The organism is Mesorhizobium sp. AR02 (genome assembly GCF_024746835.1).
Lineage (GTDB): Bacteria > Pseudomonadota > Alphaproteobacteria > Rhizobiales > Rhizobiaceae > Mesorhizobium.
Genome location: NZ_CP080531.1, coordinates 3,921,913 through 3,938,241 on the forward strand (window position 1 = coordinate 3,921,913; position 16,329 = coordinate 3,938,241).

Consider the following 16,329-nt stretch of genomic DNA (forward strand, 5'->3'; position numbering starts at 1 on the left):
GTCCTGCGCGTGATCCAAATTCGACTATCAGGCAGCGGCCTTCTGCCGGTAGTGCCCGATCACGGCCTGAATCTCACGCAATCGCGGCACTGCGATGGTCTTAAGCCTTTCGCGCTGGATGTCACGGTCGAGCGAGATGCAGTCCTTCCACAGCGAGCGGCCGGCGATGACGCCCGAGGCGCCATTCTGCATGGCGATCTCGACCTGGCCAAGGAAGGTCGCGTGGTTGACGCCGGCCGAAAGCACCGCCCACGGCACGTCGCCGGCCATTTTGGTGATGTTGGCGCAGGCTTGCGGCGTACCGGGGTAGGGAAGCTTCAGCACCTTGGCGCCGCACTCCAGCGAAATCCTGGTGCCTTCTTCGACAAGCCATGGCGTCTTGGCCGCATAGTCCTCGGGGCTTTCCCCTTCGAGCTGATAGGTCAGGAACTCGACGACGAGCAGCAGGTCCTCCTGCCCGAAATCGGCGATGCACTGGCGCAGGATGGCGATGTTGTGGTCGTTGGCCTGCGGCTTGTCGGCCCGGAGATACACCATGATCTTGCCGCCGGTACCGCCCAAGGCGCGGACGCGGCGCGCGTCGATGTCGGGAACCAGGCGTGACAGGCGGTAGCCCTCGGGCGAGACGTCGAAACCGGAAGCGTCGAGACCGATGAGCAGTGCCGTATCGCGGTTCAAGACGCCTTCGTCGACAATGCGCGGCACCGCGCAGAGCGGGTCGAGCAGCACGCAGGACGCGGCACTGGCGAGGTAGCGGGTGATGTCAGCCTTGGTGTCGCCGAGCATGTCATTGGTGATCTTGGCCTGCTCGGCCGGATCCGACGCCAGCAAGGTCCGCATGCCGCCGCGCTGGTCGCAGGCGATGGCCACCATGGCTCCATCCTTGCCGCATATCTGCTGATAGCCGCGCAACTCCGCGGTGGTCATCTTGGTCATGGTCTCAATCCGATGTTGGCGCTCTCTTGCCGAGGGCGCGGATCCCGTGAAAACAACAATGTTCAGTTCTGCCCGCCTTGTTGGCAGGGAGATTTTTGCCTCGGTGCCGCGTCATCCGTCCTCGTGAACAGTGCCTCGCCGGCCCTACGGCCTGGGATCGGCCGCAAAGTTGCGAGTTGGCTGGATTTGCGCGATAACTCCCGTCGGCGTATACGTGTGTAACACGTTGCTGAAAGGAATTGCAAGCTGCCTGTTTCCCCCATCCAGGATGCGACCGCATCGCGGACGATGCTGCACACGGTTGCCAAGTTGCATTATGTGGAGGAGATGTCGCAGGTCGACATCGCCCGGCGGCTCGGTGTCTCCACCGCGACGATTTCGCGCCTGCTGCAGCGGGCGCGGGCGGAAGGGATCGTGCGGATCGAGGTTCTCGACCTGGCGACGCCGGAGGATATCACCAGGCAACTGATCGATGGCTTGAAACTGCGGGATGCCGCGGTGGTGGAGACGCCGGCGGCAGGCACGCTGGCGGCGCTCGCGGCACCGCTTGGCGGGCTGCTCAGGCAGGCGCAACTGGTGGCCGGCTCTGTGGTTGCCATCGGCTGGGGCCGCGCCGTGCGCGAAGTGATCCGCGCCGGCCTGCCACGCATGCCCGGTGTGCTGACCGTGGCTGCCACCGGCGGCATGCAGCAGCAGGCGGCGCATTTTCAGGTCAACGAATTCGTGCGGCTTGCCGCTGAGGAGTTCGGCGGCACACCGCATTTCATTCATGCGCCCTATCTGCCCTCCACCGAATTGCGCGAGGTCTTCCTGCGCGACACCGCCATCCGCGATGCTGTCGCCTTGTGGGAGCGGACCGATATCGCGATCGTCGGTATCGGCCTGCCGCATGCCATCAATGCCCCCGAGGCAAGTGCCGCCACGCCGAGCGAGCAGGCACTGGTTCATGCGGCCGGCGACGTGCTTCGCCATTACTTCGATGCCGAGGGCACGCTGATCGCCTGGGAAGGCGAGAGCCGGATGATTGCCATGTCGCCGGCACAGCTGCGCGCCGTGCCGCTGGTCATCGGCCTTGCCGCGTCGCCGGAGAAGGCGACGGCAATCATCGCCGCCGTTCGCGCCGGGCTGATCAACACGCTGGTGACGGATACGAAGACGGCGCAGGCCATCCTCGCGGCGCTCGCGTAGCGATAGAACGGGCAGGACGCTGCCGCGATTGGCGGCTCTGGGGAGGTCCAAGGCGCGGCCACGAAAACCAGTTGTGCCGCCGAATGCCCCGGGCGATAGTTGGCCGGGGCTCCGCGGAGCAGTCGGATGTTGTACGGTGTGAAAGACCCGGCGCTGTCAGCTCGGAAAAACCGAGTTGCAATTTATTTCTGCAAAGTGTTACAAGTTCGAAAGCCCGCCGGCAAGGCGTGGCGCGGGGCACAGTTTGCCGGACCTCGCGGAGGCGGAGGAACGGGGCTGTGGCCAGATGCGCCGGTCGGCTGACCGGCTGACATATCGACTGGAGGGCGCTTGGGAGGAGCTGCCCGCGAAAGGCAAACAGGCGTTCCCGGCCGTCGGCATCTGAAGAGATGACGGCCATTCCAATGTCACTTGCAACGGCAGATCTGCCAATAATGAGGAGGATGTCATGAAGAAGATTGTTGCCGCGCTCGCGGCGCTCGCCGTCAGTGCGACGGTGCTGATCGCGCCCGCACAGGCGCAGGACAAGAAATACACCATTGCGCTCATTCCGGGCCTGACCACCGACGGCTTCTACATCACCATGCGCAAGGGCGCCCAGGCGGCAGCCGACGCGCTTGGCGTGAACCTGGTTTTCCAGGGCGCGCCGGACTTCAACCCAGTCACCCAGGTGCCGGTGCTCGACGCCGTCATTGCCAAGAAGCCGGACGCGATCCTGATCGCGCCGACCGACAAGGTTCAGCTGGTCGAACCGCTGCGCAAGGCCAATGATGCCGGCATCCCGGTCATCACCGTCGACACGTTCATCGGCAGCGGCGTCTACCAGACCGGCGCCGGCGATGCCGATTTCCCGCTGGCCTACATTGCCTCGGACAATGTGCTCGGCGGCGAGATCGCCGCGCGCGCGCTGGCCACCGCCATTGGCGACAAGGGCAAGGTCTATGTGTCGAACGTCAAGCCCGGCATCTCGACCACCGACCAGCGTGAAGAGGGCTTCAAGAAGGAGATGGCCAAGCATACGGGCATCACCGTGCTGGAGACCCAGTTCAATGACGACGACGCCAACAAGGCGGCCTCGCAGCTGCAGGCGGTGTTTGCGCGCAATCCCGACCTGGTCGGCGTGTTCGGCGCCAATCTGTTCTCGGCGCTGGGTGCGGCCAATGGCGTCAAGCAGGCTGGCCAGACCGGCACCGTCAAGGTCGTCGCCTTCGATGCCCCGACCAGCATCGTCGACAACATCAACACCGGCCTGGTCGACGTGGCGATCGCCCAGCATCCCGCCGAGATCGGTTATTACGGCGTCGTCTCGGCCTATGCCCACCTGACCGGCCATTCGATCCCGGTCACGATCGGCACCGGCTTCACGATCATGGACAAGTCCAACATCGCGGACCCGAACATCTCGAAGTATCTCTACTCCGAGTAAGTCCAGACCAGCTTGGCGCCTCCCCGGTCCGCCGGGAGGCGCCTGTGCCGGGTTCTCGCCGGAGGCGGGACCTGTTTGAAGGCAGCCGTGGAGTATCCATGACCTCGACATCACCAGCCCAGCCAGCCGAGAAGCATGTCGCCCCTCAGGCCGATCACGGCGATCCGGCCAGGAGCCTGATCGCACGCATCGCCGAAGGGCGTGCCTGGCTGTTCCTTGCCGGCCTGATCATCTGTTTCGAGGTCTGGTCACGGCTCGCCTTCGGCGCCACCTTCGTGCTCAACCCGTTCAACCTGCAGTCCATCGCCATCTTCGCCGTGGCGCCGCTGCTGCTGGCGACCGGCCAGACCTTCGTCATCATCTCCGGCGGCATCGACCTGTCGCTTGGCTTCATCATGGGCCTTGCCGCCGTCATCGCCGCGCATGCCACCAACCTGGCGGGCGCCGCCATTCCCCTGCCGCTGGCCATGCTGGCGGGCATCCTCGCCTCGGTGATCGTTGCCGGCGTACCCGGCGTCATCAATGGCCTGCTGATCTCGCGCCTCAAGGTGCCGCCCTTCATCGGCACGCTCGGCATGTTCGGCGTCGCGCGCGGCGCCGCCTTCCTGCTTGCCGGCGGCACGACGGTTCCGGTGCAGAATTCCTGGTTCGCGCTGCTCGGCAACGGCAAGTTCTATGGCGTGCCCTATCTGGTGATCATCACCGCGATCTTCGTCATCGTGATGCACTATCTGCTCAGCCAGACCCGGTTCGGCCAGCACAATTATGCCATCGGCGCCAATGTGCAGGCGGCGCGCCGGGCCGGCATCGACATCAGGGGCCACATCCTGCGGCTCTACGTGCTGTCGGCGATGTGCGCCGGCCTTGGCGGCGCGCTCTATGCCGCGCGCTTCACCGCGGGTGCTGCACAGGCCGGCGAGCCCCTGCTGCTCGACAGCGTCGCGGCGGTGGTGATCGGCGGCGCCAGCCTGTTCGGCGGCTCCGGCACCATCTTCGGCACAGTCGCCGGCGCGCTGGTGATCGCGGTCATCCAGTACGGGCTGGTCTTCGTCAATGTCGAACCGTTCTGGCAGTTCATCGCCGTCGGCGTCGTCATCATCATTTCCGTCCTTATCGACCAGGCGCAGCGCCGGTTCAGTGGAGCCCGTCAGGATGAATAGCAGCAACCAGACCACGCCCCTGCTGGAAGTCCGCAACCTGTCCAAGCATTTTGGCGCTGTGCGCGCGCTCAACGACTTCTCCATGGCCGTGCGGCCGGGCGAAGTGGTGGCGCTGGCCGGCGACAATGGGGCCGGCAAGACGACGCTGATCAAGGCGATATCGGGCGTGTTCCAGCCGACGGGCGGCGAAATCCTGCTTCGGGGTCAGCCGGTGACGTTCGCGACGCCGCAGGAGGCGCGCGAGAAGGGCATCGAGACGATCTACCAGGATCTCGCGCTCGCCGACAATCTGTCGATCGGCGCCAACATCTTCCTTGGCCGCGAACCGATGCGCAAGGCATTCGGCTTCCTGCCGGTGCTCGACCGCAAGGCCATGGCCGAGGCGGCCAAGGCGACGATGGGGCGGCTGGACTTCCATGTCAGCCGGCTCGAGGCTCCGGTCAGTAATTTCTCCGGTGGCCAGCGACAGGCGGTCGCCATCGGCCGCGCCGTCTACTGGGATGCGCAGATACTGATCATGGACGAGCCGACCGCCGCCCTTGGCGTGCCCGAACAGCGCAAGGTGATTTCACTGATCCATCAGCTCAAGGCGCAAGGCCGAGGGGTGATCTTCATCTCGCACAATCTGCAGGACATCTTTGCAGTCTCGGACCGCATCGTCGTGCTGCGGCGCGGCGTCCAGGCCGGCGAGCGCAAGATCTCCGAGACCAACCATGACGAAGTCGTCAAGCTGATGGTCGGCGGATAAGGTGAGTTGATATTCAGCCGGTCTGCAAATGCTCCGCCTGACCTGAATCTCAACACACCTTAGATCGTCAATTGCTTAGCCGGCATCGCGATTGGTCAATGCGATGTGGCAACAGCCGGAGCCGTGGCCTGGCGTCCAGGTGATGTTGTCGAAGCGCACGCCCGTCGCCTCGAACAGGCCACGGTCGAAGGCGCCGGCGATGCGGCAGAGCGTGGAGAGTTTTTCGTCGCCAACGCCGGCCTCGACCCAGGCATCCTTCAGCGGGCAGCGCTTCACCTTGAAGGCGATCCGGTCATCGCCCCGTTCGATATCGGTTGGATACATCAGGCCGCCATCCGGGCTGACGGCCAGGAAGGCCTCGCCGATGACGCGCGCATCGTTGGCGCCGAAGCTGGCGAAGGCCGCTGCCGCCACTTCCTTGCCGCGCTGCTCGATGGCGCGGACCATGATCGCCTCGGCTTTTTCGGCGCCCAGCTCTCCGGTCAGTTCGTCGAGGAACAGGCGGTAGAGATCGGCGCGGTTGCGGAACGCGGAATCGAGTTCGCGCGACAGCTTTTCGGCTCTGGCTTCGGGGTCGGTCATGATGCGTCCTGCGTGGTTCTTTTGAGCTTTGGCGCTGATGCCACCAGTGCCTTGCCGATGGCCGATTGCGGCGCGTCGATCACGGCACGGGCGTCGCCGCTCTCGGCAATCCGCCCGGCATCGAGAAGGACGACGCGGTGGGCGATGGCACGGACGACGCCGAGATCATGTGAAATGAAGAGATAGGCGATCCGTTCCTGCCTCTGTAGGTCGAGCAGAAGGTCGAGGATCTGGCCGCGCACCGAGACGTCGAGGGCCGACACCGCCTCGTCCAGCACGATCAGCGACGGTTTGGTTGCGATGGCGCGGGCGATAGCGACGCGCTGCCGTTGGCCGCCGGAGATTTCATGGATGGCGCGCGGCGCAAGCTCGGCCGTCAGGCCGACGCGCTCGAGCAAGGCGGCGATGCGGCGCGGGCGCTCGGCGCTGGAGGCGATGCCATGGATGCGCAAGGGATCGTCGAGCACGCGCGCCACGGTGGCGCGTGGGTTGGAGGCAGCAAGCGGATCCTGGAACACCATTTGCAGGCGGGCGCGACGTGCACGCAAGGCGGCGCCACGCAAGGCTAGGAAGTCATCCCCCTCGAATTCAATGGCGCCGGCGTCCGGCTCGATCAGGCGCAGCACCAGCCGGGCGATCGTCGACTTGCCGCTGCCGGAGGGGCCGGCCAGCGCCAGTGTTTCGCCGGGATCGATATGAAAAGAGACGTCGTCGACGGCGATGACGGTGTTACCGCCGCGACGGTAGCGCTTGGTGAGGTTGGACACTGCGAGCAGGCTCATGCGTGCAGCCCGACCCGGTTCAGCAATGGTTCGGCGTCGAGGCCGATATGGGCGTCGAGCAGGGTGCGGGTGTAGGTTTGCGTTGGGGCGCCGACAATCTGTGCCGTCGTGCCAAGCTCGACCAATTGACCATGGCGGAACACGGCGATGCGCTCGGCAAGCTCGGCCGCCAGCGCGATGTCGTGGCTGATGAACAGCAGCGTCATGCCATCCTCGGCCACCAGCCGCCGGATCAAGCCGACGATCTCGGCCTGCACGATGGTGTCGAGCGCACTGGTCGCCTCATCGGCGATCAGCAATTTCGGCCCGGCCGCGATTGCCGCGGCAATCGCCACGCGCTGCTTCTGGCCGCCGGAGAGCTGATGCGGGAAGGCGCGCAGGGCTGAGTCTGGGTCGGGCAGGCGGACACGTTCGAGCAGGGTTTTGGCTTTTGCATAGGCCTGCGGCCATGCGAGGCCGAGATGCGTATGCGCGACTTCGGCAATCTGTTTGCCGACGGTCATGACGGGATCGAGGCTGGCGGACGGATCCTGGAAGACGAAGCCGATGTCGCGGCCGAGGAGGGGTGTGCGGCCAAGGCTGGGCCATTCAATTCTTCCGCCAACCGCCGAAGATGCCGGCAGCAACCTCGCAATCGCCAGTGCCAGCGTGCTCTTGCCCGAGCCGCTTTCGCCGATAATGGCCAGACGCTCGCCAGCCATGATGTCGAGGCTGATGTTCCTCAACGCCGCCACCTCGCCGCCGTCGCGGCGGTAGGTCACCGTCAGGTCGCGGATCGACGCCAGCACGGTCACGACAGGCCTCTTCGAACCGCTGTCGTTTCGACGATGCCTTCGCCGGCCAGATAGACGCCCAGCACCGTCAGCACCAGCGCTATGCCCGGGACGATCGACAGGAAGGGCGCGGTGCGCAGGACGGCGCGGCCTTCGGCTATCATGCCGCCCCAGGTGACCCTGTTGGGGTCGCCGAGGCCGAGGAAGGACAGCGCCGCTTCGGTGAGGATCGCGGCGGCGACGATCACCGACGACATCGCCAGCACCGGCGGCAAGGCGTTGGGCAGCACTTCGCGAAAGGCGATTTCGAGCGGATGCATGCCGATGGCACGGGCACTGGCGATATAGTCGCGTTCGCGGATGGAGAGGACTTCGGCGCGGGCAATTCGAGCCGGGCCGGTCCAGGTGCCGAGCGCTATTGCCGCAACGACGACGCCGAGCGACGGCCCGACAACGCTGACGAAGGCCAGCGCCAGCAGGAAGCTCGGCACGGTCTGGAAGGCATCGGTGATGCGCATCAGTACCTCGTCGACGAGGCCGCCGGCAAAGCCGGCCAGCGTGCCGACCACCGAGCCGATGGCCAGTGCAGCCGCCGCTGCCGCTAGCCCGACGGCAAGCGAGGTGCGGGCGCCGTGGAACAGTTCGGCCAGCACGTCGCGGCCGAGCCGGTCGGTGCCGAGCGGTAGCGACCAGTCCTGGAAGGGCGGCAGCAGCGCCGGGCCGGCGATGGCTTGTGGGTCGCCGGGAAACAGCAGCGCGGCCGACAGCGCCATCGCGATCAGCGCAGCCAGAAGGATGGCGCCGGCGACCGCCTCGGGCGTGCGCAGGAAACGGCGGAGCGGGCTCATGCGCCGGCCTCGCTGGCGCCAACGCGCGGATCGAGGAAGGCGTAGGCGATGTCGACGAGCAGGTTGATGACGATGACCAGGACGGCGCTGACGAGGATGATGCCGAGCAGCAGCGGCGTGTCGCGCGAAGCCACCGCTTCCTGCGCCAGTCGGCCGAGGCCTGGCACGGAAAAGACGCTCTCGATGACGACGCTGCCGCCCAGCATCTGCGCCGATTGCAGGCCGAGCATGGTGACCAGCGGCAGCAGCGCGTTGCGGGCGACATGGGCGAGCACGATGCGGCGGCGCGAAAGCCCCCTGGCGCGGGCGGCGAGCACAAAATCCTGCCGCCAGGCCTCGGCCATGCCGGCGCGCATCATGCGCAGATAGAGCGCCAGATAGATGAAGCCGAGCGCGGAAACCGGCAGGATGAGATGGATGGCGATGTCGGTTGCGCGGTCGAGACCGGTCTTGTCGGATGCCAGTGTCTCGATGCCGCCGATCGGCAGCCAGCGCAGGTCGACGGCGAAGACGACGATCAGCACCAGGCCAAGCCAGAAACCCGGCACGGCATAAAGCGCCAGCGAGCCGATCGACAGAAAGCGATCGCGGAAACTGCCGGGCTTGGCGCCGGCATAGATGCCGAGCGCGGAACCCAACCCGAAGGACAGCGCGGTGGCGCTGACCATCAACAGCAGCGTGTTGGGCAGGCGCTCGAGGATCACGTCGCGGATCGGTCTGGAGAAGGTCACCGACTGGCCGAGATCCAGATGCAGCAGCGCCCAGAGATAGTTGGCCAGCCGCGTCAGCTCCGACTGGTCGAGGCCCCAGCGATGGCGCAGCAATTCGATCATGCCGGCGTCGCCGCCGGTCGAGACGATGTAGGCGTCGACGGCGTCGCCGGGCGCGGCTTCGAGCAAAAGGAAGGTGCCGATGACGACGATCAGCAGCACGAAGACGCTGCCGACGAGGCGGCGACGGAGGAGGATGAGGGCGCGGGTCATGGAGGCGACATGACGCTGTGCCGATCGAGAGAAGTGCGGTGTCTAGGCACCCCCCTCTGTCCTGCCGGACATCTCCCCCGCAAGGGGGGAGATTGGATGTCACCTCTGCTTTCGCTAACCTTGGAACCCGAATTTGCGCGACGGCGAAACTGCCGATCTCCCCCCTTGCGGGGGAGATGTCCGGCAGGACAGAGGGGGGTGTGACGGAACTCGGCCTTAGGCCATGTCTCACCACCGATTTTTTCGCGAACTTTCATCCGCGCGAATGTGTCACGATTCCAGATAGGTGTCCGCCCAGTTCGACACCGCCCAGCGCGGGTTGTTGGCGATGTTGCCGACCGTGTCGCGGGCAACACTGATGAAACTCCATTCGGCGACATTGATCAGCGGCAGGTCGGCTGCCACTTCCTTCTGGAACTCCTTGTAGAGGTCGGTTCGGGCCGTGGTGTCGAGCGTTTCCGAGGCCTTGGCGATGAGCGCGTCGAGCGCGTCGTTCTTGTAGCCGCCCTGGTTGGAGAATGGCACGCCGTCGGGAATGCCGCTCTGCACCAGGATGGTGGTGGAGATCGCCGGGTCGCCGCGGAACACCGGCGGGCCGACGGCGAGATCGAAGGCGTGGTCGGTGTAGACGGCCTTGATGTGCGCGGCGGAGTCGTTGTTGACCAGCTGCGCGTCGATGCCGATGGCTGCGAGCGCCTGGCGCAGATAGTCGCCGAACTGTTTTGTCTCGTTGAAATAGGGCGCCGGCAGAAGTTTCAGCGCAAAGCGCTTGCCGTCCGGGCCTTTCTTGTAGCCGGCCTCGTCGAGCAGCGCGTTGGCCTTGGCGACATCGAAGGCGTAGGTCGGCACGCCGGCGGTGTAGAATTGCGGATCGTTCTTCGGCACCGGGCCGGTGGCGGTGGCGGCATAGCCGAGGAACACCGTCTTGACGACGAAATCCTTATCGATGGCATGCGCGATCGCCTGCCGCACCTTCACATCGGCGAGTTCCTTGCGGCGATGGTTGATCTCGACGACGAGCTGATAGGTCAGCCCTTCATAGCCTTTGCTGATCACCTTCAGGCCGGGCACCTTGGAGATGCGATCGAGGTCGGCCAGCGGCACGGCGGAAAAAGCGGCGAGCTGGATTTCTTGCGCTTCCAGCGCGCTCGCCGCCGACGTGCGGTCCGGCAAAACCTGATAGATGATCTCATCGAGATAAGGCTCGTCCTTGCCCCAGTAATCGGTGTTCTTCGTCAGCCGGTAATACTGGCCGGCCTTGTACTCGCCGAATTTGAACGGCCCGGTGCCGATGGGCGCGTTGTTGGCCGGGTTGTCCTCGATCTTGCCGACCTCGTAGACGTGCTTCGGCACCACGCTCGACAGCGCCGGCAGCGCGTTGCGGATCAGCTGGAACGGCGTCGGCTTGGCGAATTTGAACACGGCGGTGAGATCATCAGGGGTGTCGACGCTGGCCAGATCCTTGAACACGGTGCGGCCGAGATTCTGCAGCGGCTTCCAGATCTGCAGTGCCGAGAAGGCGACGTCGGCCGAGGTGAACGGCTTGCCGTCATGCCATTTGACGCCGTCACGCAGTTTGAACGTCACTGAGAGCCCATCGGCGGCACCTTCCCAGCTCAATGCCAATCGTGGCGCGAGCCCGTCCTTGCCGTCGAAAGAAGCTTCGGCCAGCGTTTCGACGATCTTGCTGGAGATGAAGAAGACGCCGTTGGAGGCGACGATCGCCGGGTTGAGGTTGCGCGGTTCGGAATCGGCGGCGAGCACCAGCCGCCCGCCCTTCTTCGGCGTCTGCGCCCAGCCCAATGTCGGCATGGCGGTGGAGGCCAGCAGCATTGCCGAGCCGGCAAGCATTTTGCGTCTCGAAATCGTGAAATCTGACATGATCGAACTCCGTCCTCTCCGCGACCCCGATCGGCGCGACAACACCCCTCGAATGCCGGCATCGGCATTCTTGCGGTGGCGATTATGAGCCTTGCCGAGGGTTTCGCCAGAGACGGAATTGGCGCATCCTTGCTTGGCTTTGAAATTTTCGTCCGCTGGACCAGTTTGGAAGAACGGTTCAATTCAACCAATCTGGTAGGACCAGATTTCGCGGATAGGCGACGAATGACGACTTGGTGACCGCCTGGCCGCACCGTTTGCGTATTTCTGGCTAGACCAGAGCGGGCAAAATGGTGCAGATTTGATGCACAGCCTAGGGATTGGGAGCGGAACAAGGTCGATCCCAGGCAATTCAGGGAGAGAGAGATGAACATTGCGCCGGGCAAGAGTGCCGTCAGCAATATCCCGTTTGAGCAGGCGAGAGTCGACCAGCTGATGGAGGAGGCCGGTATCGATGTGTTGCTCGCGACCTCCAAGCACAACACGCAATATCTGCTGGGCGGCTACAAATTCATCTTCTTCGCCGCCATGGACGCGATCGGCCACAGCCGTTACCTGCCGATCGTCGTCTACGAAAAAGGCGGCCCGGATCACGCGGCCTATATCGGCAATCGCATGGAGGGCGGCGAGCACCAGAACCATCCGTTCTGGACGCCGACGCTGCACGCCGCCTGCTGGGGCACGCTCGATGCCGCGAACTTTGCTGTCGAGCATCTGCAGAAGATCGGCAAGGCCGGCGCTCGCATCGGCATCGAGCCCGGCTTCCTGCCGTCGGATGCCTACACGCTGATCCGCAAGGCGCTGCCGGACGCCAAGCTGATCGATGCGACGGCGATGCTGGAAAGCATGCGCGCCATCAAGACCGATGCCGAGCTGGAGAAGCTGCGCACGGCCTCCGAACTGATCACCGATTCCATGCTGGCAACCATTGCCTGGGCGCGCGAAGGCACGACCAAGGCCGAGATGATCGAGCAGATCAGGCGCGAGGAAACCAATCGCGGCGCACATTTCGAATATTGCCTGCTGACGCTGGGCTCCAGTCACAACCGCGCCGCCTCGCCACAGGCATGGAAGAAGGGCGAGGTGCTGTCGATCGATTCCGGCGGCAATTATCACGGCTATATCGGCGACCTCTGCCGGATGGGCATTCTGGGTGAACCGGATGCCGAGCTGGAAGACCTGCTGGCCGAGGTCGAGACGGTGCAGCAGGCGGCATTCTCGAAGGTGAAAGCCGGCACGCTGGGCGGAGACATGATTTCGCATGCGGAAAGCGAGCTGAAGAAATCCAAAGTCGCGCCCTATACGGATTTCTTCGCCCACGGCATGGGCCTGATCACGCACGAAGCGCCATTCCTGATGACCAACCATCCGGTGACTTATGAAGGCACCTATGCGGCAAAGCCGCTGGAAAAGAACATGGTGCTGTCGGTCGAGACGACCATGCTTCATCCGACGCGAGGGTTCATCAAACTGGAGGATACGCTGGCGGTGACTGAGGGCGGCTATGTGATGTTCGGGGATCGGGGCAGGGGGTGGAACAGGGGTGGGACCGCCTAGCCGGTATTGAAGGGTGCTGCCCCCTCACCCGGATTGCCATCCGAATTGCGAAGGGCAATTCGGGGCAATCCGACCTCTCCCCGAGGGGAGAGGAGGACGCCGGCGTCGATGCCAGCCTCTTCTCCCCCACGGGGAGAAGGTGGACGCGAAGCGGCCGGATGAGGGGGCCTCCCTGCAAATGAGGGACGGGAGGAAGATTATTTCCCTGCCGGCACCAACCTGAAATCCGGCAGCTCCCTCAACGCCAGCTCAGGCCCGGCGGGCGAGTAGACAACAAACAGCTGCATCGGCCCATCGCCGGTGTTCAGCGTTGAGTGAAACCGGCTCTCAGGCACGTAGATGGTGCAGCCGGGGCCGACCTTCTCGACCACCGGATTGCCCTTCTCGTCCTCGACCATCTGCTCGCCATGCCCCGAGATGACGAAGATGATTTCCTCCGCGCCTGGATGATTGTGGCGGGTGTGGCCCTTGCCTGACGGCAGGTCGACGACGCCGCCGGAAAAGCGCGTCGCGCCGTTCACTTCCGGAGCCACCGTCAGCGCCAGCCTGCCCCAGTCGAAACCGAAGGCGCTGACGTCCTTCGGGTAGACAAACACCTTGCTCTTGTCGGTCATCTCTCTCATCCCTTCTTTTTCTTCGTGGTCGCTTTGTCGCCGCCCAGTGTGACGGCCTTGAAATCGGCCGTCTGCCTGGCGATCGCCGCTTCCGCCGGCAATCGCTCCATCGAGCTCGCGCCATAGAAGCCATGCAGGCCCTTGGCATGGGAGAGAATGTATCGGGCGTCGTCCGGCATCGAGATCGGACCACCATGGCAAAGCAGGATGACGTCCTTGCGCACCGAGCGTGCGGCGTTGGCGATGGCGTCGATCGCGACAACGCAATCGTCGAGCGACCTGGCCGAGGTGGCACCGATCGAGCCGCCCGTCGTCACGCCCATATGGGCAACGACGATGTCGGCGCCGGCTTTGGTCATGGCGCGGGCTTCGTCGGGATTGAAGACATAGGGCGTGGTCAAGAGATCGAGCTTGTGCGCTTCGGCGATCATGTCGACCTCGAGCCCGAAGCCCATGCCGGTCTCTTCGAAACTCTGCCGCATGGTGCCGTCGAACAGGCCGATGGTGGGGAAATTCTGCACGCCGGAAAAGCCCATCGTTTTCAGCTCGGCCAGGAGCAGCGGCATGATGACGAAGGGGTCGGTGCCGTTGACGCCGGCCAGCACCGGCGTGTGTCTGACCACCGGCAGCACCTCATAGGCCATTTCCTTGACGATCTCGTTGGCATTGCCATACGCAAGCAGGCCGGCGGCCGAGCCGCGCCCAGCCATGCGGTAGCGGCCGGAATTGTAGATGATGATGAGGTCGATGCCGCCGGCCTCCTCGGCCTTGGCCGACAGGCCGGTGCCGGCGCCGCCGCCGACGATCGGCACGCCCTTGTCGATCATTCCCCGGAATTTCTTCAGTATGTCCTTGCGCGGTATTGCGGGCATTTTTCTTGGTCTCACTGTCTGGCGATGTCGAGGAAAGCTGCGGTTGCCGCCTTGGCGAATTGGGGATCGTTGATGTGCAGCGGCAAGCGGGTGACGCGGCGCTTGGCATTCGGCTTGATCGTGCGTTCGATGGCTTCGAACAGGACGGCGTCGGCTTCGGGATCGAAAAAGGCGCCGCCTTCGATGTCGAGTGCCGAGACGCCCTTTTCCGGGATGAGAAAATGTAGCGGCCCTTCGCAATGGGCGAGCCTGGTGCCGATCCATTCGCCGATCGCGCGGCATTCCTGCGCCGTCGTGCGCATCAGCGTGACGTTCGGATTGTGCTCGTAGAACAGCCGGCCGCGATAGCGGTCCGGAATGGTCGAGGGCGCCCAGAAATTCACCATGTCGAGCGCGCCGACCGAACCGACATAGGGCAGCTTGCTACGGGCAATCGCGCCGAAGCGATCCTCCGTTGCCGGCAGCACGCCGCCGAACAGCAGGTCGCAGACCTCGGTCGTGGTGATGTCGATGACACCGGACAGAAGGCCGCTGTCGGCCAGCTTCTCCATGCTGCGGCCGCCAGTGCCGGTGGCGTGGAAGACCATGCAGTCGTAGGTCGAGCGAAGCTGGTCGGCGATGGCCGTCACGCAAGGCGTGGTGACACCGAACATGGTCAGCCCGATCGACGGCTTGCCGTCGGGCGACGGCGCCGGCCTGGCCGCCATGCCCGCTATCGCCTGGGCGGCATTGTGAAGGACAACGCGGGAGAGACGGTTCAGCCCGGCCATGTCGGTCACCGACGGCATCATGTTGATGTCGGAGACATCGACATAAGGAGCGGTGTCGCCGGAGGCGAGCGTCGAGACCATGATTTTCGGCAGCCCAAGCGGCAGCGCGCGCATGGCCGATGTGATGATCGATGTGCCACCGCCGCCGCCAATGCCGATCACGGCGGCAATGTCGTTTCGCGATTGGACGAAACGGGTGAAGGCGACGCCCATGGCGGCAACCGCGGCGCCACGGTCCTCGCCGCCGAGCACGGCTGTGCTGCCGTCCGGGTGATGGCCGGCAATTTCCTTCGCGGTGATGTCGACGGGGATGGTTGCGTCGCGCGTGCCGACGTCGACACGGGAAACGGCGGCGCCGGTAGCGGCAATCGCATCGGCCAGGAAGGCGAGTTCCTCGCCCTTGGTGTCCGCTGTGCCCACGACATAAATGCGCTTCATGGGCGGTTCCCAGGTCATTGCAAATTTTTGAGACGCGCGTATCATATTGACATGGATGTCTCACGTCAACGATCCACTGCAAGCAGCGACGCCGAGCGGGGAAGCGGCGAGGCCGCCGAGCGCGGACCCCGGGCGCGCACGAAAAGGCTGATGCTGGAGACGGCGACATGGCTGATGCAGGCGGGCGTTACGCCGTCGGTCAGCGAGGTAGCCGAGGCGGCCGAGGTTTCCCGCGCCACTGCCTATCGCTATTTCCCGAGCCAGGCGGCATTGGTGCAGGCCGTCGTTGACGAGGGGCTGGGGCCAATCCTGACCTGGCAGTCGACCTCTCTCGATGCCGAACGCCGAGTCGCTGAATTGTTCGACACGGCCATGCCGCGCATCGAGGCTTTTGAAGCGACGTTCAAGGCGGCGCTGAAGCTGTCGCTCGATCAATGGGCACGACGCCAGGCCGGCACGCTGGGCGGCGAGCCGGCCTTCACGCGCGGTCATCGCGTCGATTTGCTGCAGGAGGCGATCGCGCCGCTCAAGGGCCACTTGCCGCCGCGCGACTTCAAGCGCCTGGCGCAGGCGCTGTCGCTGATCTTCGGCGTCGAGGTGCTGATCGTTCTCAAGGATATCTGGGGCCTGGACAGCCGCGGGACGAGGTCTGTCGCGCAATGGGCGGCGGGGGTGCTGGTGCGGGCCGCGATGGCCGACTCGGCGATCGGTGGAGAGATGCCGCCAAGTGCGGGATGACATTATCTGGTTCGACCAGATAGTTGAGCCAGA

The 16,329-nt window shown here is 64.7% G+C and carries 16 protein-coding genes; 6 read left to right on the forward strand and 10 right to left on the reverse strand.

Annotated elements, in window-relative coordinates; all coding sequences use genetic code 11:
- Window positions 1–27: 27 nt before the first annotated feature.
- On the reverse strand, window positions 28–936 hold the full coding sequence (locus DBIPINDM_RS23125; RefSeq protein ID WP_258581392.1) for a tagatose-bisphosphate aldolase: 909 nt from the start codon (window positions 934–936) through the stop codon (window positions 28–30).
- A gap of 288 nt (window positions 937–1,224) precedes the next feature.
- Here DBIPINDM_RS23125 and DBIPINDM_RS23130 point away from each other — a divergent pair, with 288 nt between their 5' ends.
- The 4 genes from DBIPINDM_RS23130 to DBIPINDM_RS23145 all read left to right on the forward strand — a co-directional run bounded on the left by DBIPINDM_RS23130 (window position 1,225) and on the right by DBIPINDM_RS23145 (window position 5,458).
- On the forward strand, window positions 1,225–2,124 hold the full coding sequence (locus DBIPINDM_RS23130; protein ID WP_258581393.1) for a sugar-binding transcriptional regulator: 900 nt from the start codon (window positions 1,225–1,227) through the stop codon (window positions 2,122–2,124).
- 448 nt (window positions 2,125–2,572) lie between these two features.
- Window positions 2,573–3,550, forward strand: a complete 978-nt coding sequence (locus DBIPINDM_RS23135) for an ABC transporter substrate-binding protein (RefSeq protein ID WP_258581394.1) — start codon at window positions 2,573–2,575, stop codon at window positions 3,548–3,550.
- A gap of 98 nt (window positions 3,551–3,648) precedes the next feature.
- Window positions 3,649–4,710, forward strand: coding sequence for an ABC transporter permease subunit (locus DBIPINDM_RS23140; RefSeq protein ID WP_258581395.1), 1,062 nt, complete (start codon window positions 3,649–3,651; stop codon window positions 4,708–4,710).
- Window positions 4,703–5,458 (forward strand): ATP-binding cassette domain-containing protein, encoded by a 756-nt coding sequence (locus DBIPINDM_RS23145; RefSeq protein WP_027043364.1) that lies wholly within the window; start codon window positions 4,703–4,705, stop codon window positions 5,456–5,458. The genes DBIPINDM_RS23140 and DBIPINDM_RS23145 overlap by 8 nt, the downstream gene beginning before the upstream one ends.
- Before the next feature lie 75 nt (window positions 5,459–5,533).
- On the opposite strand, the gene DBIPINDM_RS23150 is transcribed toward DBIPINDM_RS23145, so the two are convergent.
- The 6 genes from DBIPINDM_RS23150 to DBIPINDM_RS23175 form a co-directional block, all read right to left on the reverse strand.
- Window positions 5,534–6,040 carry an L-2-amino-thiazoline-4-carboxylic acid hydrolase gene (locus tag DBIPINDM_RS23150; protein ID WP_258581396.1) on the reverse strand — a complete coding sequence of 169 codons (507 nt, stop codon included), beginning with the start codon at window positions 6,038–6,040 and terminating at the stop codon, window positions 5,534–5,536.
- Window positions 6,037–6,822, reverse strand: a complete 786-nt coding sequence (locus DBIPINDM_RS23155) for an ABC transporter ATP-binding protein (protein ID WP_258581397.1) — start codon at window positions 6,820–6,822, stop codon at window positions 6,037–6,039. The genes DBIPINDM_RS23150 and DBIPINDM_RS23155 overlap by 4 nt, the downstream gene beginning before the upstream one ends.
- Complete coding sequence (locus tag DBIPINDM_RS23160; RefSeq protein WP_258581398.1) at window positions 6,819–7,616, reverse strand: ABC transporter ATP-binding protein; 798 nt, start codon at window positions 7,614–7,616, stop codon at window positions 6,819–6,821. Before DBIPINDM_RS23160 ends, DBIPINDM_RS23155 begins: the two co-directional genes overlap by 4 nt.
- Window positions 7,613–8,443, reverse strand: a complete 831-nt coding sequence (locus DBIPINDM_RS23165) for an ABC transporter permease (protein ID WP_258581399.1) — start codon at window positions 8,441–8,443, stop codon at window positions 7,613–7,615. The genes DBIPINDM_RS23160 and DBIPINDM_RS23165 overlap by 4 nt, the downstream gene beginning before the upstream one ends.
- Entirely contained in the window at window positions 8,440–9,426 is a 987-nt protein-coding gene (locus tag DBIPINDM_RS23170) for an ABC transporter permease (RefSeq protein ID WP_258581400.1), read from the reverse strand. The genes DBIPINDM_RS23165 and DBIPINDM_RS23170 overlap by 4 nt, the downstream gene beginning before the upstream one ends.
- Window positions 9,427–9,696: 270 nt before the next feature.
- Window positions 9,697–11,307 (reverse strand): ABC transporter substrate-binding protein, encoded by a 1,611-nt coding sequence (locus DBIPINDM_RS23175; protein ID WP_258581401.1) that lies wholly within the window; start codon window positions 11,305–11,307, stop codon window positions 9,697–9,699.
- A gap of 366 nt (window positions 11,308–11,673) precedes the next feature.
- Here DBIPINDM_RS23175 and DBIPINDM_RS23180 point away from each other — a divergent pair, with 366 nt between their 5' ends.
- Window positions 11,674–12,864, forward strand: a complete 1,191-nt coding sequence (locus DBIPINDM_RS23180; RefSeq protein ID WP_258581402.1) for a M24 family metallopeptidase — start codon at window positions 11,674–11,676, stop codon at window positions 12,862–12,864.
- Window positions 12,865–13,061: 197 nt separating this feature from the next.
- Here DBIPINDM_RS23180 and DBIPINDM_RS23185 read toward each other — a convergent pair whose 3' ends face one another.
- Genes DBIPINDM_RS23185 through DBIPINDM_RS23195 form a run of 3 tightly spaced genes read right to left on the reverse strand, consistent with a single transcriptional unit; the run spans window position 13,062 to window position 15,558 of the window.
- Window positions 13,062–13,478: a cupin domain-containing protein gene (locus DBIPINDM_RS23185; protein ID WP_258581403.1), complete on the reverse strand. Its 417-nt coding sequence runs from the start codon at window positions 13,476–13,478 to the stop codon at window positions 13,062–13,064.
- Between the two features lie 5 nt (window positions 13,479–13,483).
- The gene (locus DBIPINDM_RS23190; RefSeq protein WP_258581404.1) at window positions 13,484–14,350 is read right to left on the reverse strand and encodes a phosphoenolpyruvate hydrolase family protein; all 867 of its coding nucleotides are present in this window, start codon (window positions 14,348–14,350) and stop codon (window positions 13,484–13,486) included.
- Window positions 14,351–14,361: 11 nt separating this feature from the next.
- Entirely contained in the window at window positions 14,362–15,558 is a 1,197-nt protein-coding gene (locus DBIPINDM_RS23195; protein ID WP_258581405.1) for a Tm-1-like ATP-binding domain-containing protein, read from the reverse strand.
- Between the two features lie 51 nt (window positions 15,559–15,609).
- Between DBIPINDM_RS23195 and DBIPINDM_RS23200 the strand changes: the two genes are divergently transcribed.
- The gene (locus DBIPINDM_RS23200) at window positions 15,610–16,296 is read left to right on the forward strand and encodes a TetR/AcrR family transcriptional regulator (RefSeq protein ID WP_258581406.1); all 687 of its coding nucleotides are present in this window, start codon (window positions 15,610–15,612) and stop codon (window positions 16,294–16,296) included.
- Window positions 16,297–16,329 lie beyond the last annotated feature (33 nt).

What these genes read in the sequence shown, in the direction of transcription:
- DBIPINDM_RS23125 (WP_258581392.1), bottom strand. Translation starts at nt 936, where the DNA reads ATGACCAAGATGACCACCGCGGAGTTGCGCGGCTATCAGCAGATATGC.
- DBIPINDM_RS23130 (WP_258581393.1), top strand. Translation starts at nt 1,225, where the DNA reads ATGCTGCACACGGTTGCCAAGTTGCATTATGTGGAGGAGATGTCGCAG.
- DBIPINDM_RS23135 (WP_258581394.1), top strand. Translation starts at nt 2,573, where the DNA reads ATGAAGAAGATTGTTGCCGCGCTCGCGGCGCTCGCCGTCAGTGCGACG.
- DBIPINDM_RS23140 (WP_258581395.1), top strand. Translation starts at nt 3,649, where the DNA reads ATGACCTCGACATCACCAGCCCAGCCAGCCGAGAAGCATGTCGCCCCT.
- DBIPINDM_RS23145 (WP_027043364.1), top strand. Translation starts at nt 4,703, where the DNA reads ATGAATAGCAGCAACCAGACCACGCCCCTGCTGGAAGTCCGCAACCTG.
- DBIPINDM_RS23150 (WP_258581396.1), bottom strand. Translation starts at nt 6,040, where the DNA reads ATGACCGACCCCGAAGCCAGAGCCGAAAAGCTGTCGCGCGAACTCGAT.
- DBIPINDM_RS23155 (WP_258581397.1), bottom strand. Translation starts at nt 6,822, where the DNA reads ATGAGCCTGCTCGCAGTGTCCAACCTCACCAAGCGCTACCGTCGCGGC.
- DBIPINDM_RS23165 (WP_258581399.1), bottom strand. Translation starts at nt 8,443, where the DNA reads ATGAGCCCGCTCCGCCGTTTCCTGCGCACGCCCGAGGCGGTCGCCGGC.
- DBIPINDM_RS23170 (WP_258581400.1), bottom strand. Translation starts at nt 9,426, where the DNA reads ATGACCCGCGCCCTCATCCTCCTCCGTCGCCGCCTCGTCGGCAGCGTC.
- DBIPINDM_RS23175 (WP_258581401.1), bottom strand. Translation starts at nt 11,307, where the DNA reads ATGTCAGATTTCACGATTTCGAGACGCAAAATGCTTGCCGGCTCGGCA.
- DBIPINDM_RS23180 (WP_258581402.1), top strand. Translation starts at nt 11,674, where the DNA reads ATGAACATTGCGCCGGGCAAGAGTGCCGTCAGCAATATCCCGTTTGAG.
- DBIPINDM_RS23185 (WP_258581403.1), bottom strand. Translation starts at nt 13,478, where the DNA reads ATGACCGACAAGAGCAAGGTGTTTGTCTACCCGAAGGACGTCAGCGCC.
- DBIPINDM_RS23190 (WP_258581404.1), bottom strand. Translation starts at nt 14,350, where the DNA reads ATGCCCGCAATACCGCGCAAGGACATACTGAAGAAATTCCGGGGAATG.
- DBIPINDM_RS23195 (WP_258581405.1), bottom strand. Translation starts at nt 15,558, where the DNA reads ATGAAGCGCATTTATGTCGTGGGCACAGCGGACACCAAGGGCGAGGAA.
- DBIPINDM_RS23200 (WP_258581406.1), top strand. Translation starts at nt 15,610, where the DNA reads ATGGATGTCTCACGTCAACGATCCACTGCAAGCAGCGACGCCGAGCGG.